General features: G+C 70.5%; 19 protein-coding genes. 7 read left to right on the top strand and 12 right to left on the bottom strand.

What is annotated here, in order from left to right; all coding sequences use genetic code 11:
• Window positions 1-18: 18 nt before the first annotated feature.
• Window positions 19-1,143 carry an ROK family transcriptional regulator gene (locus HQQ85_RS15515; RefSeq protein WP_173183409.1) on the bottom strand — a complete coding sequence of 375 codons (1,125 nt, stop codon included), beginning with the start codon at window positions 1,141-1,143 and terminating at the stop codon, window positions 19-21.
• Between the two features lie 99 nt (window positions 1,144-1,242).
• Between HQQ85_RS15515 and HQQ85_RS15510 the strand changes: the two genes are divergently transcribed.
• Window positions 1,243-1,596, top strand: a complete 354-nt coding sequence (locus HQQ85_RS15510) for a YrdB family protein (protein WP_173183408.1) — start codon at window positions 1,243-1,245, stop codon at window positions 1,594-1,596.
• Entirely contained in the window at window positions 1,593-2,846 is a 1,254-nt protein-coding gene (locus HQQ85_RS15505; protein WP_173183407.1) for an N-acetylglucosamine-6-phosphate deacetylase, read from the top strand. Before HQQ85_RS15510 ends, HQQ85_RS15505 begins: the two co-directional genes overlap by 4 nt.
• A 77-nt stretch (window positions 2,847-2,923) precedes the next feature.
• Here the strand turns inward: HQQ85_RS15505 and HQQ85_RS15500 are convergent, their stop codons facing one another.
• Complete coding sequence (locus HQQ85_RS15500) at window positions 2,924-4,141, bottom strand: NADP-dependent isocitrate dehydrogenase (protein WP_173183406.1); 1,218 nt, start codon at window positions 4,139-4,141, stop codon at window positions 2,924-2,926.
• Between the two features lie 153 nt (window positions 4,142-4,294).
• Between HQQ85_RS15500 and HQQ85_RS15495 the strand changes: the two genes are divergently transcribed.
• The 4 genes from HQQ85_RS15495 to HQQ85_RS15480 are packed head-to-tail and all read left to right on the top strand — an operon-like array spanning window position 4,295 to window position 6,839.
• Window positions 4,295-4,747, top strand: coding sequence for a GNAT family N-acetyltransferase (locus HQQ85_RS15495; protein ID WP_173183405.1), 453 nt, complete (start codon window positions 4,295-4,297; stop codon window positions 4,745-4,747).
• 16 nt (window positions 4,748-4,763) lie between these two features.
• The gene (locus HQQ85_RS15490) at window positions 4,764-5,078 is read left to right on the top strand and encodes an MGMT family protein (protein ID WP_173183404.1); all 315 of its coding nucleotides are present in this window, start codon (window positions 4,764-4,766) and stop codon (window positions 5,076-5,078) included.
• A gap of 53 nt (window positions 5,079-5,131) precedes the next feature.
• Window positions 5,132-5,512: a hypothetical protein gene (locus tag HQQ85_RS15485; protein ID WP_173183403.1), complete on the top strand. Its 381-nt coding sequence runs from the start codon at window positions 5,132-5,134 to the stop codon at window positions 5,510-5,512.
• Between the two features lie 49 nt (window positions 5,513-5,561).
• Entirely contained in the window at window positions 5,562-6,839 is a 1,278-nt protein-coding gene (locus HQQ85_RS15480; RefSeq protein ID WP_173183402.1) for a DUF222 domain-containing protein, read from the top strand.
• A 267-nt stretch (window positions 6,840-7,106) separates the two neighbouring features.
• Here the strand turns inward: HQQ85_RS15480 and HQQ85_RS15475 are convergent, their stop codons facing one another.
• The 9 genes from HQQ85_RS15475 to sucC all read right to left on the bottom strand — a co-directional run bounded on the left by HQQ85_RS15475 (window position 7,107) and on the right by sucC (window position 18,693).
• Window positions 7,107-8,954: an ABC transporter ATP-binding protein gene (locus HQQ85_RS15475; RefSeq protein WP_173183401.1), complete on the bottom strand. Its 1,848-nt coding sequence runs from the start codon at window positions 8,952-8,954 to the stop codon at window positions 7,107-7,109.
• A complete protein-coding gene (locus HQQ85_RS15470) occupies window positions 8,951-10,750 on the bottom strand; it encodes an ABC transporter ATP-binding protein (protein ID WP_173183400.1) in 1,800 nt (599 codons plus the stop codon). Before HQQ85_RS15470 ends, HQQ85_RS15475 begins: the two co-directional genes overlap by 4 nt.
• 210 nt (window positions 10,751-10,960) lie before the next feature.
• Window positions 10,961-12,166 carry a dimethylargininase gene (ddaH, locus tag HQQ85_RS21490; RefSeq protein ID WP_173183399.1) on the bottom strand — a complete coding sequence of 402 codons (1,206 nt, stop codon included), beginning with the start codon at window positions 12,164-12,166 and terminating at the stop codon, window positions 10,961-10,963.
• A gap of 69 nt (window positions 12,167-12,235) precedes the next feature.
• A complete protein-coding gene (gene purH, locus HQQ85_RS15460) occupies window positions 12,236-13,885 on the bottom strand; it encodes a bifunctional phosphoribosylaminoimidazolecarboxamide formyltransferase/IMP cyclohydrolase (RefSeq protein ID WP_173183398.1) in 1,650 nt (549 codons plus the stop codon).
• Entirely contained in the window at window positions 13,882-14,475 is a 594-nt protein-coding gene (gene purN / locus HQQ85_RS15455; protein WP_173183397.1) for a phosphoribosylglycinamide formyltransferase, read from the bottom strand. Before purN ends, purH begins: the two co-directional genes overlap by 4 nt.
• Before the next feature lie 2 nt (window positions 14,476-14,477).
• The gene (locus HQQ85_RS15450; RefSeq protein ID WP_173183396.1) at window positions 14,478-15,851 is read right to left on the bottom strand and encodes a DUF6350 family protein; all 1,374 of its coding nucleotides are present in this window, start codon (window positions 15,849-15,851) and stop codon (window positions 14,478-14,480) included.
• Window positions 15,852-15,945: 94 nt separating this feature from the next.
• Complete coding sequence (locus HQQ85_RS15445; protein WP_173183395.1) at window positions 15,946-16,479, bottom strand: hypothetical protein; 534 nt, start codon at window positions 16,477-16,479, stop codon at window positions 15,946-15,948.
• 110 nt (window positions 16,480-16,589) lie between these two features.
• A complete protein-coding gene (gene sucD / locus HQQ85_RS15440; RefSeq protein ID WP_173183394.1) occupies window positions 16,590-17,492 on the bottom strand; it encodes a succinate--CoA ligase subunit alpha in 903 nt (300 codons plus the stop codon).
• Window positions 17,493-17,520: 28 nt separating this feature from the next.
• On the bottom strand, window positions 17,521-18,693 hold the full coding sequence (sucC, locus tag HQQ85_RS15435; RefSeq protein WP_173183393.1) for an ADP-forming succinate--CoA ligase subunit beta: 1,173 nt from the start codon (window positions 18,691-18,693) through the stop codon (window positions 17,521-17,523).
• A gap of 249 nt (window positions 18,694-18,942) precedes the next feature.
• Between sucC and HQQ85_RS15430 the strand changes: the two genes are divergently transcribed.
• Window positions 18,943-21,123, top strand: a complete 2,181-nt coding sequence (locus tag HQQ85_RS15430; RefSeq protein WP_173183392.1) for a hypothetical protein — start codon at window positions 18,943-18,945, stop codon at window positions 21,121-21,123.
• A gap of 266 nt (window positions 21,124-21,389) precedes the next feature.
• Here the strand turns inward: HQQ85_RS15430 and HQQ85_RS15425 are convergent, their stop codons facing one another.
• Window positions 21,390-23,852, bottom strand: coding sequence for an ATP-dependent helicase (locus HQQ85_RS15425; protein WP_173183391.1), 2,463 nt, complete (start codon window positions 23,850-23,852; stop codon window positions 21,390-21,392).
• Window positions 23,853-23,854 lie beyond the last annotated feature (2 nt).

The following is a 23,854-nucleotide window of genomic DNA, read 5'->3' as shown; positions in this document are numbered from 1 at the left end:
TGTGCGTGCAGGTGTACTTCAGGAGACGCCGAGTTGGCCCGAGAGAACCATCACGGCCGCCCCGCGCAGGACGATGTCCGGCCCGAGGGTGGTCATGCGCAGCGTCAGAGAGCCATGGAACTCGGCCATCGTGCGGCTGCGCAGGGTCTCGACGGTGGCCGCCATCAGCGGTCCGTCGAGCAGTTCGGTGGGCCCGCTCAGGATGACCTCGCTGAGGTCGAGCGCTCCCACCACCGGCGCGAGGGCGATGCCGAGCCGCTGGCCCGCCTCCTGGAGCACGGCCGTTCGCGCGGCCCCCTGCTCCCCCTCCAACCGGTCGATCAGGTTCGGGATACTCAGCCAGGTCTCGAGGCAGCCGCGCTTCCCACAGGCGCAGACCGCGCCCCCGTCCGTGCCCACCACGACGTGACCGATCTCCCCCGCGGCGAACCGGCTGCCGAACAGCGGGGTGCCGCCGAGCAGGAGGCCGGCGCCGACGCCGTGGCCGATCGTGATGAGCATCGCGTCGCTGTCGGCCCCGCCGAAGCTGTGCTCGGCGAGCACCGCCGCGTTGGCGTCGTTGGCGACGAGCACCGGCACCCCGAAGCGCTCGGCCAGGATGCTCTGCAGCGGCATCCCGTTCCAGCCGAGGTTCGGAGCGCTGAGCACCACGCCGCCGAGGTCGACGACGCCGGGCGAGCCCACGCCGATGCCGAGCACCGGCGCGGTGGCCTGCTCGATCAGCTGCTCGGCTAGCGCGACGACCTTGGCGACCGCCTCGTCGCCCGTGCTGCTCTCGAGCGCGACCTCGGCCCGGGCGCTGATGGCCCCGTCGAGGTCGAGCAGCGCACCGGTGAACACCGAGTGCTCGGACAGGTCGAGCCCGACGATCACGAACGCCGAGCGGTCGAGGTCGAGCAGCGTCGCGGGCTTGCCAGGGCGGGTCTCCTCGCGCTGGCCGAGCTCCACGACGAGTCCGTCGGAGATCAGCTCGGCGACGAGGGCGCTGACGGTGACGCGGGTGAGCCCCGTCTCGCGGGCGATGTCGGCGCGGCTGCGGCTCCCCTCGCGATAGAGGGTCTGGAGCACGAGGGAGCGGTTGTGCCCCCGGGCGTCGACCGGAAGCACTTTGGAGGAGGGCCTCAGGGGCCGCAGTGCCGTCATGTTTGTTAGTAAAGCTTACGAACTTATCCCGATCAAGACTTTTCCCGGATTCGTTCGCGATCTTTACAAACCCGAAACACGGGCGTCTAGCATTGCTGTGTGTCCGATGTCCCCGCCCAGCCCCGTATCCGCGTGAACGACGTCGTCCGCCTGCTCGTCGAGCTGTTCGCGTTCTTCACCTTCGGCTTCTGGGGCTTCGTGGCCTGGCCCTTCCCGTGGAACCTGGGGCTCGGCATCGCCACTCCCCTCTTCGCGATCCTCATCTGGGCGTTCTTCCTCTCACCCAAGGCCGTCATCCACATCGACGCCTTCGGCCGCGCACTGGTCGAGATCGTGCTGCTGGGCTCGGCGGCGCTCGCCTGGCTGATGCTCGGGCAGCCGCTCGTGGCGCTCGTCTTCGGGCTCGTGGCGGTGGCCAGCGGAGTCGTGGCCGGACGGCGGAACCTGCAATGACCGTGCTCGTCCACGGCGCTCGCAAGCTCGACATCGACGGCATCGTGGACGACTTCTGGCTGCTCATCTCGGGCTCCACCATCGCCGCGACCGGCACGGGTGACTCCTGGCGGGCGACCGGTGTGGTGCCGCCCGGCACGGACGTCATCGACGCCGCGGGCGCCTGGCTGACCCCCGGCTTCATCGACCTGCACGCGCACGGCGGCGGCGGATTCTCCTTCGACGACGGAGCCGACGCCATCCGCTCGGCCCTCGCCGTGCACCGTGCCCACGGCACGACCCGCTCGGTGATCTCGCTCGTCGCCAACCCGCCGCACGTGCTCGCCGCCTCGCTCGACGCCATCGCCCGCATCGCCGCCGACGACCCGCTCGTGCTCGGCTCGCATCTCGAAGGGCCGTTCCTCGCGCCGTCCCGCAAGGGCGCGCACAACCCCGACTTCCTCGGCGTGCCGACGCACCACGTGCTGAAGCAGCTGCTCGAGGCCTCCGAGGGCCGGCTCGTGCAGATCACCATCGCGCCCGAGCTCCCCGGCGCCCTCGAGGCGATCGGCACCTTCGCGGCGTCCGGCACGATCGTCGCCATCGGGCACACGGATGCGGGCTACGACCTCACCCGCGAGGCCGTCGACCTCGGTGCCACCCTGCTCACCCACGCCTTCAACGCCATGCCGGGCATCCACCACCGCGACCCCGGACCGGTCACCGCCGCCCTCGACGACCCCCGCGTCACCCTCGAGCTGATCGCCGACGGGGTGCACGTGCACCCCGCGGTGCTCGCGCTCGCCTTCGCGGCCGCCCCAGGCCGCATCGCCCTCGTCACCGACGCCATGGCGGCGGCCGGGGCCCCCGACGGCGCCTACCTCCTCGGCACCCTCCCGGTCACGGTCCGCGACGGCGTCGCGACCCTCACCCCGGCCGATGCTCCGTCAGGCGCCACCGGCGACCCCGCCACCACCCCGGACGGCACCGCCGCCGCGGCGGTCGGCACCTCCGCGGAGGGTGCGGGCCGAGCATCCGTCGCCCCCACCATCGCAGGCTCGACCCTGACCCAGGACGCAGCCCTGTGCACCGCCCTCGCGGCCGGCGTCGACCCCGTCGCCGCGGTCACCGCGCTCACGGCCACCCCCGCCCGCGTGCTCGGCCGCCCCGACCTCGGCCGCCTCACCGCCGGCTACGCGGCCGACCTCGTCCTCCTCGCCCCGACCTTCGAGGTCACCCGCGTCTGGGCCGCCGGCCGCCCCCTCCCCTGACCCCGACCCCACGCCCACCGGCGAACGACGACGGCCCCCACCCCGAAGGGTGAGGGCCGTCGCACGGGGCGCAGCGGCTAGGCCGCCATGCGCTCCTGCAGGTTCGCGTCGAGCGTCGCGAGGAACTCCTCGGTCGTCTGGTACGGCTGGTCGGGCCCGACGAGCAGCGCCAGGTCCTTCGTCATCTTGCCCGACTCGACCGTCTTGATCACGACGTCTTCGAGGGCGAGCGAGAAGTCGATCAGCTCCTGGTTGCCGTCGAGCTTGCCGCGGTGGGCGAGCCCACGGGTCCAGGCGAAGATCGAGGCGATCGGGTTGGTCGAGGTCGGCTTGCCGGCCTGGTGCTGGCGGTAGTGCCGCGTGACCGTGCCGTGCGCCGCCTCGGCCTCGACGACCTTGCCGTCGGGCGTGGCGAGAACCGAGGTCATGAGGCCCAGCGAGCCGAAGCCCTGCGCCACGGTGTCGCTCTGCACGTCGCCGTCGTAGTTCTTGCAGGCCCAGACGTAGCCGCCCTCCCACTTCATGGCCGAGGCGACCATGTCGTCGATGAGGCGGTGCTCGTAGGTGAGGCCAGCGGCCTCGAACTGCTCTTTGAACTCCGTGTCGAAGATCTCCTGGAAGATGTCCTTGAAGCGACCGTCGTAGGCCTTCAGGATGGTGTTCTTCGTCGAGAGGTAGACCGGGTAGTTGCGGGTCAGGCCGTAGTTCAGCGAGGCCCGCGCGAAGTCGCGGATCGACGCGTCCTGGTTGTACTGCACCTGCGCGATGCCGTCGTCGGGCGCGTCGTAGACCTCGAACTTCATCGGCTCGGAGCCGTCTTCGGGGGTGAACTCGACCGTGAGCTTGCCCTTGCCCTTGAAGACGAAGTCGGTGGCGCGGTACTGGTCGCCGAAGGCGTGACGGCCGATGATGATCGGCTTGTTCCAGCCCGGCACCAGGCGCGGGATGTTCGAGATGATGATCGGCTCGCGGAAGATGACGCCGCCGAGGATGTTGCGGATCGTGCCGTTCGGCGACTTCCACATCTTCTTCAGGCCGAACTCCTCGACACGTGCCTCGTCGGGCGTGATGGTGGCGCACTTGACGCCGACACCGTGCTTCTGGATGGCATGCGCCGCGTCGATCGTCACCTGGTCGTCGGTGGCGTCGCGGTGCTCGATGCCGAGGTCGTAGTACTCGAGGTTCACGTCGAGGTACGGGTGGATCAGCGTGTCTTTGATGGCCTGCCAGATGATGCGGGTCATCTCGTCGCCGTCGAGTTCGACGACCGTGCCTTCAACCTTGATCTTGGACAATTCAGCTCCTCATCAGCCGCCGGAAATGGGCCGCTCACCAGTTTACGCGATCCTCGAGATATCTCGACGTAGAGATAGTTCCGGATGCTCGCCCGGCACGATCCCGCCCCGCACCGCTGGCGCCCCGAGCCCGCCACCCGATACCCTGATCGCATGAGTGAACTGAGGCTCGAAGAGCTTGCGGCATCCAACATCGTCGCGGCGAACACCCTGTCGCTCAAGCCGGGGCAGGAGCAGTTCGTCGCCCCCGTGTCGCACTCGATCGCCGAGGCCTACGTGAACCCGGCCACCGCCTGGCCGCGCGTGGTGCTCGAAGACGACGAGGTCGTCGGGTTCATCATGGGCAACTTCGACCCCGACGCGCAGGAGGACGAGTTCAGGGCCTGCATCTGGCGCATCAACGTCGCCGCCGACGCGCAGGGTCACGGCGTCGGCCGCTTCGCGGTGCTGGCGGTCGCCGACGAGGCGCGTCGCCGCGGGCTCGAGCGCATCACGGTCATCTACGAGCCCGGCGAGGCCGGCCCCGCCGCGTTCTTCGAGAAGATCGGTTTCACTCCCTACGGCGAGACGCCCTACGGCGAGACCGTCGCGGCCCTCGAGCTCTGACGGCACCCGCGTCACGGTGGCTTTCGCCGACGACGTCCTCGAGGTCGTCGACTCCATCCCGCCCGGGCAGGTGCTGAGCTACGGCGACGTCGCCGCCCTGCTCGGCTCCCGCGCGGCACGGGCCGTCGGCACGACGCTCCGGATGTCCGGCGGCAGCCACCCGTGGTGGAGAGTGGTGCGTTCCGGCGGTCTCCCACCCGTCGGCCACGAGCAGAGAGCCCGTGAGCACTACGAGGCGGAGGGCACCCCGCTCCGGGTGATCTCGCGGGAACCGGGCTACGCCGTCGAGTACGCTGTAGCACGGTGGCGGCCGTCGCACCCGGCCGCCTGACTCGGAAGGACCTCCCACAGCAGATGAAAAGACGCGCTCTCCTCGCTGCGGTCATGGCCACGGGCCTCGCAGCGGCGCTGTCGGGCTGCACGCTCGCCAATGCGATCACTCCGCCGATCGAATCCCAGCTCTACCCGACGATCACCGAGGCCCGGGGCTCCGACGCCACCATCGAGATCCCGAGCTGGGTTCCGGATGACGCGTCGCTCATCCGCATCAAGGAGAACTCCGAGACCGGCGCCAAGATCATGCAGTTCGGCGACCCGGCCCCCGAACCCATCGGCGGCCCCTGCGACGCGTCGATCATCGACAACGCGCCCCCGATGCAGGACACCTGGTGGCCCCAGAACCTCCCGGTCAACGAGGCCACCTGCCAGGACGGCTGGCACATCGTCTTCATGTACGGCTCGCAGTACTTCGCCTGGACTCCGTAAACTTGCACTAAAACGAGATTTCATCAGCTCTTTCTGATAGAATCTCAGTATGATTTCAACCGTTCGACTCACCGAGATCGTCGCCGATCTCGGTGGCGAGCGCGGTGGCGAGCGCGGTGGCGATCATGCCTCGCACATGGCCAGCTTGACCGATGACGAACTGCTCGAAGTCGTCGCCGTCGGCGAAGCTGTGGTGCGCGCGATGCTGGCACAGCAGGTGCGCCTCGCCGGAGAGATCAGCGTGCGGTCTCGCACCGAGCTCGGCGATGAGGGCCTGAGCCGGTCGCAGAACTTCACCAGCCCCGTGAAGCTGCTCGCACACGTCACGGGTGCGTCGGCGCGCGAGTGCAAGTCGCGGCTTGAGCTCGGGCGGAAGCTGCGGGGCGCCGTGCTGCTGGGTGGGGGCGAGGGGCCGGCCCCGTTCCCGGCGGTCGCCCGCGTGCTCGATGAAGGTGTCCTCGGAGTCGAAGCGGCGGCGGCGATCGTGAAGCAGTGCGGTGTGCTCGCCGACCGTGGATGCTCCCCCGAGGTTCTGAGCCTCGCCGAGGAGACACTCGTCGACCAGACCATCTCGTGCCGACTGACAGCGGACGAGACCTTCAGGGCCGCCATTCACCTGCGCGAGGTGCTCGACCCCGATGGTGCCGAGCCGCGCGACGAGGTGCTGCAGATGCAACGATCACTGACCATCGCGCAATCGTCGGATGGGATGTACCGGGGGAAGTTCGCGCTCGCGCCCGAGCAGGGCGGGGTGTGGATGTCGAGCATCCGGGCGTTGCAGAGCCCGCGCGTGGCCGGGCCGCGGTTCGTCGATGGCGACGAATACGTGATCGCCGATGGCCGCACGCAGGCGCAGAAGAATGCCGACACCGTCACCGAGCTGATCGCCCGCGCCGCCGGGGCGGACGACATGCCCCGCATCAACGGTGCAATCGCCACGGTCAACGTGCACATAACCCTCGACGACCTCGAAAACGGGCGCGGCGTCGGCTGGATCGACGGCATCGACCAGCCCATCCCCGCCTCCACCGTTGAGCAGCTACGCTGCACCTCCCCGACCGCCGCCACATTGTTCGGCGACAAGGGCGAGGTGCTCTACCACGGCAAGGCCAAGCGCCTCTTCACCGCGGCGCAGAACCGGGCACTAGCCGCACGCGACGGCGGATGCGTATGGCCAGCTGCGACCGACCACCCTCGTTCTGCGAAACACATCACGCGAACGAATGGGTTTCAGACGATCATCCGCCCGGAAGAACCGACATCGACAACGGCGTCCTTCTCTGCCACTTCCACCATTCCCATCTGCACAAATCGCCATGGAAACTGACCATGCAGGGCGGGGTGCCTCACCTCATTCCACCGCGATGGGTCGATACGGAGCAGAAGCCGATCCCGACCACTCGGCGACGCACCATCCAGCGACCCGCCGCCTAGCCAGCCACCGCATCCGAGGGCAAGCGCGAAGCGCGCGGCAGCACACCCGGCTGCCGCGCGCTGACGCGCTTGCCCGAGATGGGTATGGCTGGGTCGGAGAGGTCGGATAAGGACGGCGGATCCTGAGATCAGAATCAGTCAGCTGGATCTGGCGAATTCATTAGACCAACGAGCTGCGCCAGGAGGCGTGGAGCTGCGAGAAGCGGCCGTCGCCTGCGATGAGCTCTGCGGGAGTTCCGTCCTCGACGATGCGGCCCTTCTCCATCACCAGCACGCGGTCGGCGATCGAGACCGTCGACAAGCGGTGCGCGATGATGACGGCGGTGCGGTCAGCGAGCAGGGTCTGCAGCGCATCCTGAACCAGACGCTCGCTCGGGATGTCGAGCGACGCCGTCGCCTCGTCGAGGATGAGCACCGCCGGGTCGGCGAGGAAGGCCCGCGCGAACGAGATCAGCTGCCGCTGCCCCGCCGACACCCGGCCGCCGCGCTTGTTCACGTCGGTCTCGTAGCCGTTCGGCAGGCCCTCGATGAAGCCGGCCGCACCCACGGCACGGGCCGCGGCGATGATCTCGTCGCGACTCGCGTCGGGCTTGCCGATCGCGATGTTGTCGGCGACGGTGCCCGAGAACAGGTACGCCTCCTGGGTGACCATGACGATCGCGCGACGCAGGTCCTTCGGGTGGAGGTCCCGTAGGTCGATGCCGTCGAGCGTCACCCGTCCGGCGCTGGGGTCGTAGAAGCGGGAGATCAGCTTGGCGAGCGTGGTCTTGCCCGCACCCGTCGACCCGACGAGCGCGATGGTCTGCCCGGCCGGGATGTCGAGGTCGAAGTGCGGCAGGATCGGCCGGTCGGCCGTGTAGCCGAACTCGACGCCCTCGAACGCCACGTGCCCCGCGGAGTGCCAGAGGTCGACCGGCTTCTCGGGGTCGGCGACGCTCGGCCGCTCCTCGAGCACACCGGAGATCTTCTCGAGGGCCGCCGTCGCGCTCTGGTACCCGTTGTAGAACATCGCCATGTCCTCCATCGGGTCGAAGAAGCGGCGCGTGTAGAGCACCGCGGCCAGCAGCACACCGATCTCGAGCCCGCCGTCGATCACCCGGAAGCCTCCCACCAGCAGCACGACCGCGACTGCGACGTTGCCGATCAGCACGAGGCCCGGGTCGTACACACCGAACAGGCGGATGACCTTCGCGTTCGACTCGCGGTACTGCTCCACCAGCTCGCCGAACTCGTCCTCGTTGCGCTTCTCGGTGCGGAACGCCTTGACCGCGCGGATGCCCGTCATGGTCTCGACGAACTGCACGATCAGGCGCGCCGACGCCACCCGGGTGCGGCGGTAGAGCCGCTGCGAGCGCAGCTGGAACCACCGCGTGAGCACGAGCAGCGGCACCAGCGAGGCGAGCAGGATGAAGCCCGACTCGACGTCGAGCAGGAACAGCGCGATCGCGGTGAAGAGCATGTAGAGCACGCCCTGCACCAGCTGGTTGATGCCCGAGTCGAGCAGCTCGCGGATGGCGTCGAGGTCGCTGGTCTGCCGCGAGATGATGCGCCCCGAGGTGTAGCTCTCGTGGAACTCCAGGCTGAGCCGCTGGGTGTGCAGGAACACCCGCCGACGCAGGTCGAACAGGATGGCCTGGCTGATGCGCGCCGAGAGGATGGTGAACCAGGCGATCAGCAGCGCACCGGTGACGCCGGCCAGCAGGTAGGCGAGCCCGGCGAGCGCCACGGGCATCCAGTCCTGCGCGAGCAGGGCCGGCAGACCGGTGTCGATGCCGTAGGCGATGATCGACGGGCCCGCGACCTGCGAGATGGTGCTGATCACGACGACGACCACGGCGAGCGCCAGCTTGCCGCGCATCGGATGCACGAGCGAACCCAGCAGGCGCACCGACCGCGCTCGGATCTGACGGCTCTCGGCCTTGCTCAGGTCGTCGCGCTCCTCGCCCTCGACACCCTGCACGGACTGGTCGGACACGGACTGGTCGGGCTGAATGGGCTGATCGGTCATGAGCTCACCTCCTCGGAGAGTTCGTCGCGGGTCTCGGCCTCGAGGCTGGAGATCACGAAGCGGTAGTGCTCGCTCGTGGCGAGCAGTTCGGAGTGGGTGCCGACGGCGGTGATGCGGCCGTCCTCGAGCAGGGCGACGCGGTCGGCGAGGGCCACCGTCGACGGGCGGTGCGCCACGATCAGCGCGGTGGTGGTGGCCAGCACGCGGCGGAGCGCCGCTTCGACGAGCGCCTCGGTGTCGACGTCGAGCGCCGACAGCGGGTCGTCGAGCACGAGCACGCTCGGCTTGGCCGCGATGGCCCGCGCCAGCGCGAGCCGCTGCCGCTGACCGCCCGAGAGGCTGAGCCCCTCCTCGCCCACCTTGGTGTCGAGGCCGTGCGGCAGCTCGTCGACGAACGAGGCCTGGGCGATGTCGAGCGCCTCGCGGAGGTCAGCCTCCGAGGCGTCGGGCCGCCCGAGCAGCACGTTCTCGCGCACGGTCTTGCTGAACAGCGTGGCCTCCTCGAAGGCCATCGCCACCCGCGACCGCAGCTCCTCCCGGGTGAGGTCGCGCACGTCGACACCGTCGACCCGCACCGCTCCCCCGGTGACGTCGTAGAGCCGGGTGGTCAGCGCCGTCAGCGTCGATTTGCCCGAGCCGGTCAGCCCGACGAGCGCCATGGTCTCACCGGGACGCACCGTGAGCTCGACCCCGTCGATCAGATCGGGGAAGGCCTCCGGCGAGTCCTGGTAGCGGAAGTGCACGTCGTCGAAGCGCAGCTCGCCGGCGCCGCCCTCGATCGTGGCGGGGTCGGCGGGGTCGCGGATGGTGTTCGGAGCATCCATCACCTCGAAGAAGCGCAGCGTCGCCGTCTTGGCGTCGAGCGTCATGGCGAGGAAGTAGCCCATCGACCAGATCGGGAAGAGCAGCACGGTGCCGGTGGCGAAGAACGCGACCAGCTCGCCCACCGACGACTGCCCGACCGAGGCGAGCCAGACGCCGACCACGAGGCACACGCCGAAGGCGAGGTCGGGGATGAGCGTCAGGTAGAGCCAGATGCCCGCGATCGCCTTGGCCTTCTCGATCTCGGTTCCGCGCAGCTCCTCGGCCTGCGACTCGAAGCGCTTGAGCGCGTAGCGCGAACGGCCGAAGGCCTTCAGCACCCGGATGCCGTGCACCGACTCCTCGACGCTCGTCGCCAGGTCGCCCGCCTGATCCTGGCTGCGGCGCGCGACCGAGGAGTACTTCCGCTCGAAGGCGAAGCCGTAGGCGATCACCGGTAGCGCGGCAGCGGCGAAGATCAGGCCCAGCACCCAGTTCATGACGATCAGGATGATCAGCCCGCCGATGAGGGTCAGCACGTTCACCACCAGCAGCACCAGCCCGAACGACAGCCAGCGGCGGATCAGGTTCAGGTCGCTGATGGCGCGCGAGAGCAGCTGGCCGCTCGGCCAGCGGTCGTGGAACGTCACCGGGAGGTCTTGCAGCTTGGCGTAGAGCGCATTGCGCATCCGGGACTCGACATGGGTGCCGGGTGTCAGGACGAGCGCGCGTCGCAGCCCGATCAAGATGGCCTCGAGAACGCCGAGGCCCAGCACGATGCCCGCCGCGACCCAGACCTGCGAGGCGTCGCCGTCGGCCAGCGGGCCGTCGACCATCCACTGCAGCACCTGCGGGATGGCGAGGGCGACGAGGCTGGCGAGCAGGGACGCGACCATCGCCGTGTAGATGCGCGGAAGCGCGGCCGCCGCGTAGGGGCGCAGACGCGCGAGCGTCGCCACCGTTCCGGCGGGCTGGGCCTCGTTCTGGTTCTGCATGTCTCGTCCTCGTCTGCTGCACGCCGTGCTCGTGACACAACGCATCGCTGCGCGCGCTGATTCCCCCGCTCGATGGGCAGGGAAGAAGTGCTGGCCCCCGTGCGGGGAACCGGCGTCGCGGCAGCCTTACAGACTAGCGGTGGGGTTCGGCGGGGCGCAAGACGCAGTTCCGGGCATCCGGAATCATCATCGACTGCCGAGGAAGACGGCTCAGCGCACGCGCACCGAGAGGCAGGTGACGCAGCCCTCGAGCTTCTCGAACTCGGAGATGTCGACCGCGATGACCCGATAGCCGAGGCCCTCGATCAGGCGCACCGACTCCGGTGCCGAGGCCGAGACGAGCACGGTGTCGTCGGAGAGCACCACGACGTGCGCACCGCTCGGCTCGGGCATCTCGAGGAAGCGGTCGTAGACGAACGGGTCGTCGACCAGCGGGCGGTAGCCGATGACCGTGCCGTCGGGCAGCGCGGTCACGGTGCTCTTCAGGTGCAGCGCCTTGGTGACCGGCACGGCGACCACGGAGTAGCCCCGGGGCGCGAGGATCTTGCGCAGCTGCCGGATGCCCTCGGCGTTCGTGCGGCCGCCCTTGCCGACGAAGACCGTCATGCCGACCTTGAGCACGTCGCCACCGTCGAGGGTGCCGGGCTTGTCGATGCGGGTGACCTCGAGGCCGAGGGCGCGGACGCTCTCCTCCACCGCGGCGATCTCGCCCTCGCGCGACTCGGCTCCGGGGCTCGCCAGCACGGCGAGGGCGCCGAACATCACCACGGAGTCCTCGACGAAGACGGAGTCGGGAAGGTCGTCGGCGACGGGCACCTCGATCGGCTCCCAGCCTCCGCCGGTGAGGGCGGCGACGTACGTCTCCCACTGCTCCTCGGCGAGGTCGACGTCGATGTTCTCGCGCTCGATGTGGGTCACGATGCCCTCGTCGAGCGTGGCGGCCGGCCGCCGCACCAGCACGTACTTCTTGCGCAGCACCTCCTGCTGCTCGGTGATCGCGATGCGTGAGTGGATGCGCGGCGCCAGCAGCACGGAGGCCAGCACGGCGGCGAGCACGAAGATGAGGTTGTTGCCGACCAGCGTGGCCACCAGCGGGGCGATCATGTCGCCGAAGGCGATGCCCGCCACCAGCGCCGAGAGACCGGTGCCCACGAGAGCGGCGACGACCGACGACACGACACCCGCGATCAGCGCCGTGTACCAGCGTCGGAACGCCCCCACGAGACCGAACACCGCGGTGGACACGAACAGCAGCAGCGTCGCGTTGAGGAAGTACTCGCTGTAGACGGCGAAGACCTGCGGGTTCTGCTGGTTGGCCACGAAGTAGGCGAGGTCGGCGACGACGATCGCGATCAGGGCGACCGCCGCGGCGGCGACGACCGACGCGGTGAGCGACCGGAGGCGGAACGAAGTCATGCAGAGAACCTTAGGTGACAGTGGCTGAACGCTTTCGGCGAGCGGCCTGACTGCCGCCCGAGGCGGTGGCTAGTGGAAGAAGTGCCGCTCTCCCGTGAAGTACATGGTGACGCCGGCCTTCTCGGCCGCCTCGACGACCTCGGCGTCGCGCACGGAGCCGCCCGGCTGCACGATGGCCTTCACGCCGCCGGCGATCAGGATCTCGGCCCCGTCGGCGAACGGGAAGAACGCATCCGACGCCGCGACCGAGCCCTCGGCGCGGTCGCCGGCGCGGGTGACGGCCAGGCGGCACGAATCGACGCGGTTGACCTGGCCCATACCGACGCCCACCGAGGCGCCGCCGGAGGCGAGCAGGATGGCGTTCGACTTCACCGAGCGGCACGCCTTCCACGCGAACTCGAGGTCGGCCAGCGTCGCGGCGTCGGCGGGCTCGCCGGCGGCGAGCGTCCACGACGCCGTGTCGAGGCCCTCGAAGCCGTCGGGGGTCTGCGCGAGGAAACCGCCGGAGATCTGACGCAGCTCCAGCGCCTCGCGGCCGAAGCCCTCGGGCAGCGTGAGCAGGCGCAGGTTCTTCTTGGTCTTCAGCACCTCGAGGGCCTCGCCCTCGAAGGCGGGGGCGATCAGCACCTCGGTGAAGATGTCCTTCACCGACTCGGCCATGGCGAGGGTGACGGTGCGGTTCGCCGCGATCACGCCGCCGAAGGCCGAGAGCGGGTCGCAGGCGTGCGCCTTGGCGTGGGCGTTCGCGACGGGGTCGGGGGCGCTCGGGTCGGCGATCGCGATGCCGCACGGGTTCGCGTGCTTGATGATCGCGACGGCAGGCTCGGCGAAGTCGTAGGCGGCGCGCACGGCGGCGTCGGCGTCGACGTAGTTGTTGAACGACATCTCCTTGCCGTGCAGCTGCGTCGCCTGGGCGATGCCGTGCCCGTCGGCGAGGGCGTAGACGGCGGCCTGCTGATGGGAGTTCTCGCCGTAGCGGAGGGTCGAGGCCTTCGCCGCCGAGACGTCGAGGGTGTCGGGGAAGCCCGGCCGAGCATCCGTCGCCGTCTCGCTCTGCTCTGCCTCGGCCAGCGCCTCGCTCGCCCCGCCGCCCAGCTGCTCGGCGAACCAGGCTGCCACGGCGGTGTCGTAGGAGGCGGTGTGCGCGAAGGCGTCGGCCGCGAGCGCACGGCGCAGCGACAAGGTGGTGCCGTCGGTGGCCGCGGCCGCGATGACGTCGTCGTACCGGTTCGGCGAGACCACGATGGCCACGTTGGCGAAGTTCTTCGCCGAGGCGCGCACGAGGGCGGGGCCGCCGATGTCGATCTGCTCGATCACGGTGTCGGGAGCGGCGCCCGAGGCGACCGTCTCGCGGAACGGGTAGAGGTTGACCACGACCAGGTCGAACGGCCGGATGCCGAGCTCGTCGAGCTGGTGCCGGTGTGACTCCAGGCGCAGATCGGCGAGGATACCCGCGTGCACGCCCGGGTGCAGCGTCTTCACGCGCCCGTCGAGCGACTCGGGGAAGCCCGTGATCTCGCTCACCTCGGTGACCGCGACGCCCTCGGCCGCGATGGCCTTGGCGGTGGAGCCGGTCGAGACGATCTCGACGCCCGAGGCCGCGAGCGCGCCCACCAGGTCGGCGAGGCCGGTCTTGTCGCTGACCGAGATCAGCGCGCGGCGCACCGGGACGGTGTCGCGGTGGCTGTAGAGGCTCGGATCGTGCTGCGGTCCGCTCATCGTGCTGCTGTCTCCTCGAGATCGACTCGTGCGGTGGCGATGTCGAGCACGGCCTGCACCAGCAGTTCGCGTTCGACGGTCTTGATGCGTTCGTGCAGGGTGTGCTCGGTGTCGCCCGGCCGCACGGCGACCTCGCGCTGCACGATCACGGGCCCGGTGTCGACTCCCTCGTCGATCACGTGCACGGTGACGCCCGTGACCTCGGCGCCGGCGGCGAGCGCGTCGCGCACGGCGTGGGCACCCGGGAAAGCGGGGAGCAGGGCGGGGTGGGTGTTGATGAGCCGCGGGGTGAGGGCCGCGACGACCCCGGGCGGCAGGATGCGCATGAAGCCGGCGCACACCACCAGGTCGGGGTTCCAGCGCTCGATCTGCTCGAGCAGCTCCTCGCCCCACGCGGCACGGTTCTCGAAAGCCGAGGGGATGACGGTGAACGTCGGCACGCCGAACTCCTCGGCGTGCGCGAGCCCCGGGGCGTCGGTGTCGGCGCCGACCGCGATGACGTGGGCCGGGTAGTCGGCCGAACGGCAGGCCTCGAGCAGGGCTCTGAGGTTGGAGCCCCCTCCGGAGATCAGAACCAGGAGGGAGAGCACGGTCACAGTGTATCGGCAGGCGGGCGGGCGGCGCGTGTCGTCGCGTCGGCTGCTTCCGGGCGCGCGTCCGCCGGTCGCGGGCGCGCTTCCGCTGGTCGCGGGCGTGCGTCCGCTGATCGCGGGCGCGCACCGGCGGCTCCCGGGCGCCAGCTGGCGCCGCCGAGGAGGCCGAGCACCAGGGCGAGGGTGAGCTCGACGAACGCCCACAGCAGCACGGCCCCCGGGTCGGCACCCACCTCGGCGAGCCGTCCGGGCCCGGCCGCTCCTCCGGCCCAGAGCGTCAGCAGGGCCAGGATGCCCGCCCCCACCAGCCCCCCACCGGCCGACGTCGCGGCGAGCCGTACGATCCGGCCGCGCGGGCTCGAGCCGCGCACGTGGTCGAGGTAGACCGGCCTCAGCAGGGCGGCCGTGGCGAAGCCGATGACGATGGGCACCAGCAGGCCCACGAACGCGAACGCCGGAGCGCTCTCGGGCAGCGCGCCGAACACCGGCAGCGAGGGCACCAGCCCGAGCTGGGTGCCGAGCGGCGACACCGAGGAGCCGGCACCGAGGGCGAACCCGGGGCCGACGAACCACGCGGCGGTCCAGAGCACGATGTTCGGCAGCAGGGCCAGCTGCCCGAGCGTCAGCGTCACCCCGCCCAGGATGCCCGCCTGCAGGCTCTCGTACAGCCCCACGATCGAACTGAAGTTCAGCACCAGCACGACGGCCATCGCGAGGGCGGCGAAACCGACGACGCCCGCGGCCGCGATCGTGCCTGCCCGCAGGGCGAGCGCCGCGAGGGCCCGATCGCCCGCGTCGACCCGGTCGAGGAGGCGCGCGAGGGCCTGGCGCGGCGCCGAGCCCTGGGCGAGCTCTCGTGACGCGACCCGACGCGGTGCCGTGCCGTAGCCGAGCGCCAGACCGAGGGCCCACACCCCGGCGGGGAAGACGATGCTCTGGGCGATCGAGGGCAGGGCTGCCGCGTCACGGGCGCTCAGGGCCACGAGGAGGGCGAGCGCGGCGACCACGATCACGCCGACCGCCGCTCCAGTGACCGGGTAGGGCGTCTGGCCGAGTCGGCGGCCGGAGCGCAGCCCGAGCAGCACCGTCACGACCGCGAGCCCGAGGGGCGCGATGCCGACCTCGAAGGGGAGCTCGGCCCCGGCCACGCCGAGCCGCAGCGCGAGCGCCGGATCGATGGTGAGCAGCAGGTCGACCCCGTTGCCGAGCAGCCACAGGTCGCCCGAGGCGCGCCAGAACGCGAGCCAGTCGACGGCGAGGCCGAACTGGGCGGCCCAGAGGATGGTCAGCGGGATGAGCGGGATGCCCACCCCGATGGCTACGGCGATGACCGCGTCGAGGGCGGCGAGGAGGGCGGTGGCTGGGCGATTCATGCGGAGCCGAGCCTACCGGCAGGGTCGGCGCATCAGCTGACGACGCTCGGTCCGGTGGAAGACGCCCTGGTGGATGACCGTCTGTGGAGGACAGTCAGTGGAAGACCGCTTTGAGGAGGATCACGGCCACCCCGAGCAGCGCCGTCGCGACCCCGCCCGTGAGGCAGGAGTACCAGCGAGCGCCGCGCTCGGCAAAGGCGAGCACGCCGAGCAGGAAGAGCACGATCACGCCTACCCAGAGCGCCCCGAGGTAGGCCGAGTCCTCGTCGACCACGCCCAGCGCGCCGAGGCCGAGCACGATCATCGGCACCACTGCGGCGAGCAGCAGGCCGGTGGAGTGCGTCAGCGCCCGACCGAGGGCCGCCGCGACACCGAGCTCGGTGCCGCCGCGGCGCCCGTGGTGCGCCACCGTGAAGGCGAAGACGTGGGCGAGCCAGAACACCAGCACGGTGCTCCCGACTCCGATCATCAGCCGGAAGTCGCTCTCGCCGTCGTCGACCACGACGATCAGGGCGCTGACGATGATGGTGCCGTAGATCGACTCGGGGGTGACGAGCTCGTGCCTCAGGCGTTGTCGGAGCGAAGGGCGAGCGGCGGGAGCATCCGTCGTCGCGTCGTGGTCGGTCACGGCCGGCCTCCTCATCGCCTCGGGGTCGTTCTGCACATTCTGGCAGGTCGGCGGGGACGACGACGGCCCGCCCCCGGTAAGGGACGGGCCGTCGTGCAGGGAGCTCGTGGCTAGAGGGCCGCGTAGACCTCGCGCAGCAGCGCCGCGGTCTCGCTCGGGGTCTTGCCGACGCGCACGCCGGCGGCCTCGAGGGCCTCATTCTTCGCCTGGGCGGTGCCGGCCGAGCCGGACACGATCGCGCCCGCGTGACCCATCGTCTTGCCCTCGGGGGCGGTGAAGCCCGCGACGTAGCCGACGACCGGCTTGGTGACGTTCGCCTTGATGAAATCGGCAGCGCGCTCCTCGGCGTCGCCGCCGATCTCGCCGATCATCACGATCGCCTTGGTCTCGGGGTCGGCCTCGAACGCGGCGAGCGCGTCGATGTGCGTGGTGCCGATGATGGGGTCGCCGCCGATGCCGATGGCGGTCGAGAAGCCCAGATCGCGCAGCTCGTACATCATCTGGTAGGTCAGCGTGCCCGACTTCGAGACGAGGCCGATCGGACCCTTTCCGGTGATGTTCGCCGGGGTGATGCCGACGAGCGCCTCACCGGGCGTGATGATGCCGGGGCAGTTGGGGCCGATGATGCGGGTCGTGTTGCCCTTCTGCTTGGCGTAGGCCCAGGCCTCGGCCGAGTCCTGCACCGGGATGCCCTCGGTGATCACGACGAGCAGCGGGATCTCGGCGTCGATGGCCTCGATGATCGCGTCCTTCGAGAAGGCCGGGGGCACGAAGGCGATCGACACGTCGGCGCCGGTGGCCTCGATGGCCTCCTTCACCGTGGCGAAGACCGGCAGCTCGACGGCGTTGCCGTCCTTGTCGGTGTGGTTGACGACGGTGCCGGCCTTGCGGGCGTTCACACCGCCGACGACCTGGGTGCCGGCCTTCAGCATGAGGGCGGTGTGCTTGGTGCCCTCACCGCCGGTGATGCCCTGCACGATGACCTTGGAATCCTTGTTCAGAAAAATCGACATGTCTCTCGTCCTCTACTTCGCTCGCCGCTTACTTGCTCGCCGCAGCGGCCAGCTCGGCGGCCTTGTCGGCGCCGTCGTCCATCGTCAGGGCCAGGGTCACCAGCGGGTGCGCGGCCTTCTCGAGGATGGCGCGGCCCTCCTCGACCTTGTTGCCGTCGAGCCGCACCACGAGCGGCTTGGTCGCCGTGTCGCCGAGCACCTCGAGGGCGCCGACGATGCCGTTCGCCACCGCGTCGCAGGCGGTGATGCCGCCGAACACGTTCACGAACACGCTCTTGACCTGCTCGTCGCCGAGGATGACGTCGAGCCCATTGGCCATCACCTGGGCCGAGGCTCCGCCGCCGATGTCGAGGAAGTTCGCCGGCTTCACGCCGTCGTGCTTCTCGCCCGCGTAGGAGACGACGTCGAGCGTCGACATGACGAGCCCCGCGCCGTTGCCGATCACGCCGACCTGGCCGTCGAGCTTGACGTAGTTGAGGCCGAGCTTCTTGGCCTTGGCCTCGAGCGGGTCGGCCGCCTCGGCGTCTTCGAGCGCCTCGTGGCCGGGGTGACGGAAGTCGGCGTTCTCGTCGAGGCTCACTTTTCCGTCGAGCGCGATGATCTCGCCCTCCTCGGTGAGCACGAGCGGGTTCACCTCGACGAGCGTGGCGTCTTCGCCCTTGTAGACCTCCCACAGCTTCACGAACACAGGAGCGACCTTGTCGACCAGCTCGGCCGGGAAGTTCGCCTGCACGGCGATCGCCTTCGCGGTCTCGAGGTCGATGCCCGCGATGGGGTCGACCTCGATGCGGGCGAGGGCCTCGGGACGCTCGACGGCGAGCTGCTCGATCTCCATGCCGCCCTCGTAGCTCGTCAGCGAGAGGTAGGAGCGGTTGGCGCGGTCGAGCAGCACCGAGAAGTAGAACTCTTCCGCGATGCGGGCGCCGCCGGCGACCATGACCCGCTTGACCTCGTGGCCCTTGATGTCGAGGCCGAGGATGGCCTTCGCCGCCTCTTCGGCCTCGTCGGGCGTCTTCGCCACCTTGACACCGCCGGCCTTGCCGCGACCGCCGACCTTGACCTGGGCCTTGACGACGGTGACGCCGCCGAGCTTCTCGGCCGCTGCGCGCACCTCCTCAGGGGTGTCGGCGACGATTCCGGGGAGCACGGGCACGCCGTAGCTCTCGAAGAGGTCTCTGGCCTGGTATTCGAATAGATCCACGCTGGTCTTCCAATCCGTTCAACTCGTCGTCCTGGCAGTCACTCAGGACATGACTCACGGCGCGACGGAGGGCATGTTCCGCTTCGTCGCTCCGGACACCACCTAGAACATTACCCCCGCCCGCCGACGCTCCCCTTCGTGAGCCTTTCCCGGGGGCTCTCCTCCTGCACCGCCTCCCGCTGCCCCGGGTTCTCCACAGATGCCGCCGCCGAGCTCAGGCCCCGGATGCCCGCCCGGCACGCTGTCCGCATGAACCCACGCCTCCGCCTCCTCTCGTTCCTCCTCGCCACCGCCGTGCTGGCGCTCGGCGGCCTCCTGGCCGCGGGCCCGGCACTCGCGGCCCGCGCCGTCGCCCACGGCCAGGGGGTGATGTGGGCGGGCGACCACGCCTCGTGGATCGGCTCGTACCGCCTCGACGACGGCAACACGGGCTACTGCCTCGACGTCGAGAAGCCGCAACCGGCCGGCACCGAGGTCGAGTACGTCGACGGCTCGACCACGGGCGAGTACTCGGCGGCCGACTCGGCGCGCCTGGCCTACATCTCGCGCAACTTCGGCGCGCCGGCCGACCCGCTCTCGGCGGCCTCGGCGCAGCTGGCCACCTGGACCGTCGCGGGCCTCGCCGGCCACGACCAGGCCTACTTCGCCCGCCGGGCCAACGACTCGGCGGCCGACGTCGTCATCGCGGCGAACCACATCCTGTCCCGCGCTAACGAGCCGGGCGGAGCCTCCACCGGGGTCTCGGCGACCGTCTCGCTCGATCTCGAGGGGCCCGGCGGCTCGGTGCGCTCGGAACTCGTCGTCGACTACCTGGCGGGCCGAGCGACCGTGCCCGCCGGCTCCTTCCCCGGCCGGCTCACCCTCACGGGCGCCACTTTCGACGACGGCAGCCGCACCCGCACGGTGCCGAACGGCACCTCGGCGCCCATCCTGCCGGCGCAGCACGGCACGACCGAGACGGTCTCGGTCACCGTCGAGTACCGCGCGCTCCCCTTCGGCCCCGGCTTCCGCCTCGGCCGCAACACCGGCCCCAACCAGAGCCTGCTCGTCGACCACCCCTACCCTCGCGACGCCCGCGCGACCGACCGCGCCACCGCCCCCAGCGAGCTCCCCTTCGCTCCCCGCGTCCAGACCCAGACCAGTGCTGCGGTCGTCCAGCCCGGCGACGCCCTGACCGACGCCCTCCACCTCTCGGTCCACCCGTCCTCGCCCGCCGGCCCCGACTGGGGCGTCTACACCGCCCCCGACGGCACCCTTGCCCCCATCCCGGTGGTGATCACGAGCGTTCTGCACGGCCCCTTCCCCGCGGCCCCTGTGCAGGCTGAAGCCCCACCTGCCGGAGACCCCATCGTCTGCACGGTCGAGACCCTCGCGGCAGCCGGACCGCGCCGCTACGACTCCCCGCCCTGCACCGTCCCGTCCCCCGGCTTCTACGTCTGGACCGACTCCATCGACCCCGCCCGCACCCCACCCGCCCAGGGCGGCAGCCGCCTCCGCCCCTGGGCCTCCCCCTTCGGCGCCGCCTCCGAGACCACCCTCGCCCCGGCCGCCCTCACCCTCACCACCACCGCGACCACCAGCCCAACCACTACGTCGACACCCACCACCACGTCGACGCCCGCCACCGCGACCGACCTCACCGCCACGTCCACCGGCACCGCGCCACCCGCACACGGCCCGCATGACCTGGATGCCCCTCCGGCCATCGCCGCAACGGCTGCCTCGGTCGCCGCACACGGCGGGGAGACTGCGCCGGTCGTGTCGGTGCTCGCACCGGCCTGCATCGCCGACACCCTTCACATCCAGGGGCTCCCCGCCGGCATCGACCCGATCGAGGTGCGGTCCACCCTGCTGGGCCCACTGCCTGCCCTGCCCGAGCTCGAGTCGACCCCCGACGGCTGGCGCGACTTCCCGGTCGCCGGCCGCACCACGACCTCCGTCTCCGCGGACGGCGATCACCCCTCCGCCTGCCTCCCCGTGACGAGGCCCGGCCACTACTACTTCGTCACCGAGTCCGACGGCTCCACCCCCGCCAGGTTGCCCGCCGTAACCGCCGAGCCGACGGGTGAGAGCGTCGATGGCGCGGACGCCTCCACCGCCGGACCGACGGGTGAGACCGTCCATGGTGAGAGCGTCGATGGCGAGTCCGTCGAGGCATCGCTGGTCCCGGCGTTCGCCGACCACCGCGTCCATGCCTCGGAAGCCGTCTCCCTCACCGCTCCACCGATGGCTCCCCCGGCCACGACCCCGCCGCCCACGGCCCCGACCTCCCCGGCTCCGCCGGTCGCGACCGGCCGCCTGCCGCTCACCGGCGCACCGGCCGGCCCCACCGCGATGGCCACCGCCACGGCGGTCGGGGCACTCATCCTCGGCCTGGCCCTGGCCGGCCTCGCGGGCGCCACCATCCCCACCCGCCGACGCCGGAGTTGACCCCACCGCCGCCTCCCGTCGGATCGGGCCCGCCGACGCCGGGGTCGACGCCCGCAGACGCTCCCGTCGGATCCGGCCCGACGACGCCGGGGTCGACTCCAAAAGGCGCTGCCAGCGGATCCGTCCCGCCAGCACCTCGGCCCCGCCGCTCACCGCCCGGTGACGCTGCGGGGCCGGCGCACGCGGGGCGGTCGACCGCCGAGCAAGACGGGGTCAGCCGCGATCGGAAGAAGTCAGCGGGTACGCGACCGCCGGTCCGCCGCAGCTCAGAGCTTCTCGATGGGGGCGATCTTGATGAGGAGCTTCTTGGCGCCGACGGCCTCGAAGGTGACGTGGGCGACGCGCTTGGCGCCCTCGCCCGTGACCTGGTTGACGCGGCCCTCGCCGAAGTCGGCGTGCTTGATGCGGTCACCGGGAGCGAGCGTCAGGTCGCCGTTGTCGCGCACCTGCCCCGTCACGCGGTTCGCCCACTCGGTCTTCGGCCGGGGCGGTCCCGGCGGCAGCCCGTAGCCGCCGTCGGCTCCGAAGCGCGGCGAACCCGAGCCGGACGACGAACCCGAGCCCGAGCCCGACCGCGACCCGTAGCCGCCGCCGTAGCTCCCGCCGCGCGATCCGTTCAGCGCCCGACTGTCGCTCCCGCCGCGCGAAGCCATGCCCGGCGACTGGATCCACTCCACCAGCTCCGCCGGGATCTCCTGCAGGTATCGGCTCGGCATCGCCACCGCGGTCTCGCCGAACTGGGCCCGCGTCATGGCGAGCGAGATGAACAGCCGCTTCCGCGCCCGCGTGATGCCGACATAGAACAGCCGCCGCTCCTCCGCGGGCCCTCCGGGCTCCCCGGCCGACATGCGGTGCGGCAGCAGGTCCTCCTCGACCCCGGTGAGGAAGACGGCGTCGTACTCGAGCCCCTTGGCGGTGTGCAGCGTCATCAGCGACACCGTTCCGCTGGAGTCGTCGAGGTCGTCGACCGCAGCCACGAGCGACACCTCGGTGAGGAAGTCGAGCAGTGTGCCGTCGGGGTTGTTGCGGTTGAACTCCTTGGTCACCGCGAGCAGTTCCTCGACGTTCTCGGCTCGAGCCTCGTCCTGCGGGTCGCGGCTGGCGCGCAGCGTGGCGACGTAGGCGCTCCGCTCCATCAGCAGCTGCAGCACCTCGCTGACCGGCGCCTCCCCGCCCTCCCGCGTCGGATCGACGAGTTCGCTCGCCTCGTCGAGCAGCCCCGCGAGCTGCAGGATCGCCCCCGTGACCTTCGGCCCGAGGCTCAGCTCCTTCGCCCGGCGCATCGCCTCGCGGTAGCTGGTCTCGTTGCGCTCGGCGAACCCGGCGAGCGCCGTCTCCGTCGCCGGCCCGATGCCGCGCTTCGGGGTGTTCAGGATGCGCCGCAGCGCCAGTCCGTCGAACGGGTTCGCTACGGCCGAGAGGTAGGCCATCGCATCCTTGATCTCGGCCCGCTCGTAGAACTTGGTGCCGCCGAGCACCCGGTACGGCAGCGCCGAGCGGATGAAGATCTCCTCCAGCGCACGCGTCTGCGAGTTGGTGCGGTAGAACACGGCGATGTCGTTGTACGCCATGCCGCCCTCGTGCAGCTTCGCGATCTCGTCGGCCACGAACTGCGCCTCGTCGTGCCCCGAGTAGCCGGTGAACCCGATGATCTTCTCGCCGTCGCCGACAGCCGTCCAGAGCTTCTTGTCCTTGCGGTCGAAGTTGTTCGAGATGACGGCGTTGGCCGCCGAGAGGATGTTCTGGGTGGACCGGTAGTTCTGCTCGAGCAGAACCACGCGAGCGCCGGGGAAGTCGCGTTCGAACTCGACGATGTTGCGGATGTCGGCCCCGCGGAAGGCGTAGATCGACTGGTCGGAGTCACCGACGACGGTCAGCGACGCCCCGCCCCCGCCGAACGACGCGAGCCCCGAGAGCTCGTTCGACTCCGGCGCCTTGGTGAGCTCGCGGATGAGCGAGTACTGCGCGTGATTCGTGTCCTGGTACTCGTCGACGAGGATGTGCCGGAACCGCCGCTGGTACTTCTCGGCCACCTGTGGGAAGGCCCGGAACAGGAACACCGTCTGGCTGATCAGGTCGTCGAAGTCGAAGGCGTTCGCCTCGCGGAGTGCCCGGCTGTAGGCCCGGAAGCACTCGACGAACATCGCCTCCTGCGGGTCGTTGAAGTTCGCCGTGCGCGCGTAGCTGTCGGCGTCGGCGAGTTCGTTCTTCAACTTGGAGATCTTCGCGGTGACCTGCGAGACGGTGAAGCCGAAGGTGTCGGCCTGCAGGTCTTTGATGATGCGCTTGACCAGCGCCCGCGAGTCGGCCGAGTCGTAGATGGTGAAGCTCTTGGTGAAGCCGAAGTTCTCGGCCTCGCGGCGCAGGATGCGCACGCAGGCCGAGTGGAACGTCGAGATCCACATGCCCTCGGCGACCTGCCCCAGCAGGTGCCCGACGCGCTCGCGCATCTCGGCGGCGGCCTTGTTGGTGAACGTGATCGCGAGGATCTGGCTCGGCCACGCCTCCCCGCTCTTGATCAGCCCGGCGATGCGGTGCGTCAGCACGCGCGTCTTGCCACTGCCCGCGCCCGCGACGATGAGCAGCGCCTGCCCGCGGTAGACGACCGCTTCGCGCTGCTCGGGGTTCAGCCCGGCGAGCAGCTCGTCGTCCTCCGGAGCACCGCCGGCGGACCCGCCCGAAGGGTCGACGACGACAGGCTGAAGACGGGGAGTAGTGGTGTCGCTCATGC

Origin of the sequence: Herbiconiux sp. VKM Ac-2851 (assembly GCF_013205105.1) — a bacterium.
Lineage (GTDB): Bacteria > Actinomycetota > Actinomycetes > Actinomycetales > Microbacteriaceae > Herbiconiux > Herbiconiux flava.
This window is presented reverse-complemented; position numbering and strand designations above follow the sequence as displayed.

What these genes read in the sequence shown, in the direction of transcription:
- ddaH (WP_173183399.1), bottom strand. Translation starts at nt 12,166, where the DNA reads ATGACTTCGTTCCGCCTCCGGTCGCTCACCGCGTCGGTCGTCGCCGCC.
- HQQ85_RS15495 (WP_173183405.1), top strand. Translation starts at nt 4,295, where the DNA reads ATGAGTGAACTGAGGCTCGAAGAGCTTGCGGCATCCAACATCGTCGCG.
- HQQ85_RS15515 (WP_173183409.1), bottom strand. Translation starts at nt 1,143, where the DNA reads ATGACGGCACTGCGGCCCCTGAGGCCCTCCTCCAAAGTGCTTCCGGTC.
- HQQ85_RS15480 (WP_173183402.1), top strand. Translation starts at nt 5,562, where the DNA reads ATGATTTCAACCGTTCGACTCACCGAGATCGTCGCCGATCTCGGTGGC.
- purH (WP_173183398.1), bottom strand. Translation starts at nt 13,885, where the DNA reads ATGAGCGGACCGCAGCACGATCCGAGCCTCTACAGCCACCGCGACACC.
- sucD (WP_173183394.1), bottom strand. Translation starts at nt 17,492, where the DNA reads ATGTCGATTTTTCTGAACAAGGATTCCAAGGTCATCGTGCAGGGCATC.
- HQQ85_RS15485 (WP_173183403.1), top strand. Translation starts at nt 5,132, where the DNA reads ATGGCCACGGGCCTCGCAGCGGCGCTGTCGGGCTGCACGCTCGCCAAT.
- HQQ85_RS15450 (WP_173183396.1), bottom strand. Translation starts at nt 15,851, where the DNA reads ATGAATCGCCCAGCCACCGCCCTCCTCGCCGCCCTCGACGCGGTCATC.
- HQQ85_RS15505 (WP_173183407.1), top strand. Translation starts at nt 1,593, where the DNA reads ATGACCGTGCTCGTCCACGGCGCTCGCAAGCTCGACATCGACGGCATC.
- HQQ85_RS15470 (WP_173183400.1), bottom strand. Translation starts at nt 10,750, where the DNA reads ATGCAGAACCAGAACGAGGCCCAGCCCGCCGGAACGGTGGCGACGCTC.
- HQQ85_RS15475 (WP_173183401.1), bottom strand. Translation starts at nt 8,954, where the DNA reads ATGACCGATCAGCCCATTCAGCCCGACCAGTCCGTGTCCGACCAGTCC.
- HQQ85_RS15425 (WP_173183391.1), bottom strand. Translation starts at nt 23,852, where the DNA reads ATGAGCGACACCACTACTCCCCGTCTTCAGCCTGTCGTCGTCGACCCT.
- HQQ85_RS15430 (WP_173183392.1), top strand. Translation starts at nt 18,943, where the DNA reads ATGAACCCACGCCTCCGCCTCCTCTCGTTCCTCCTCGCCACCGCCGTG.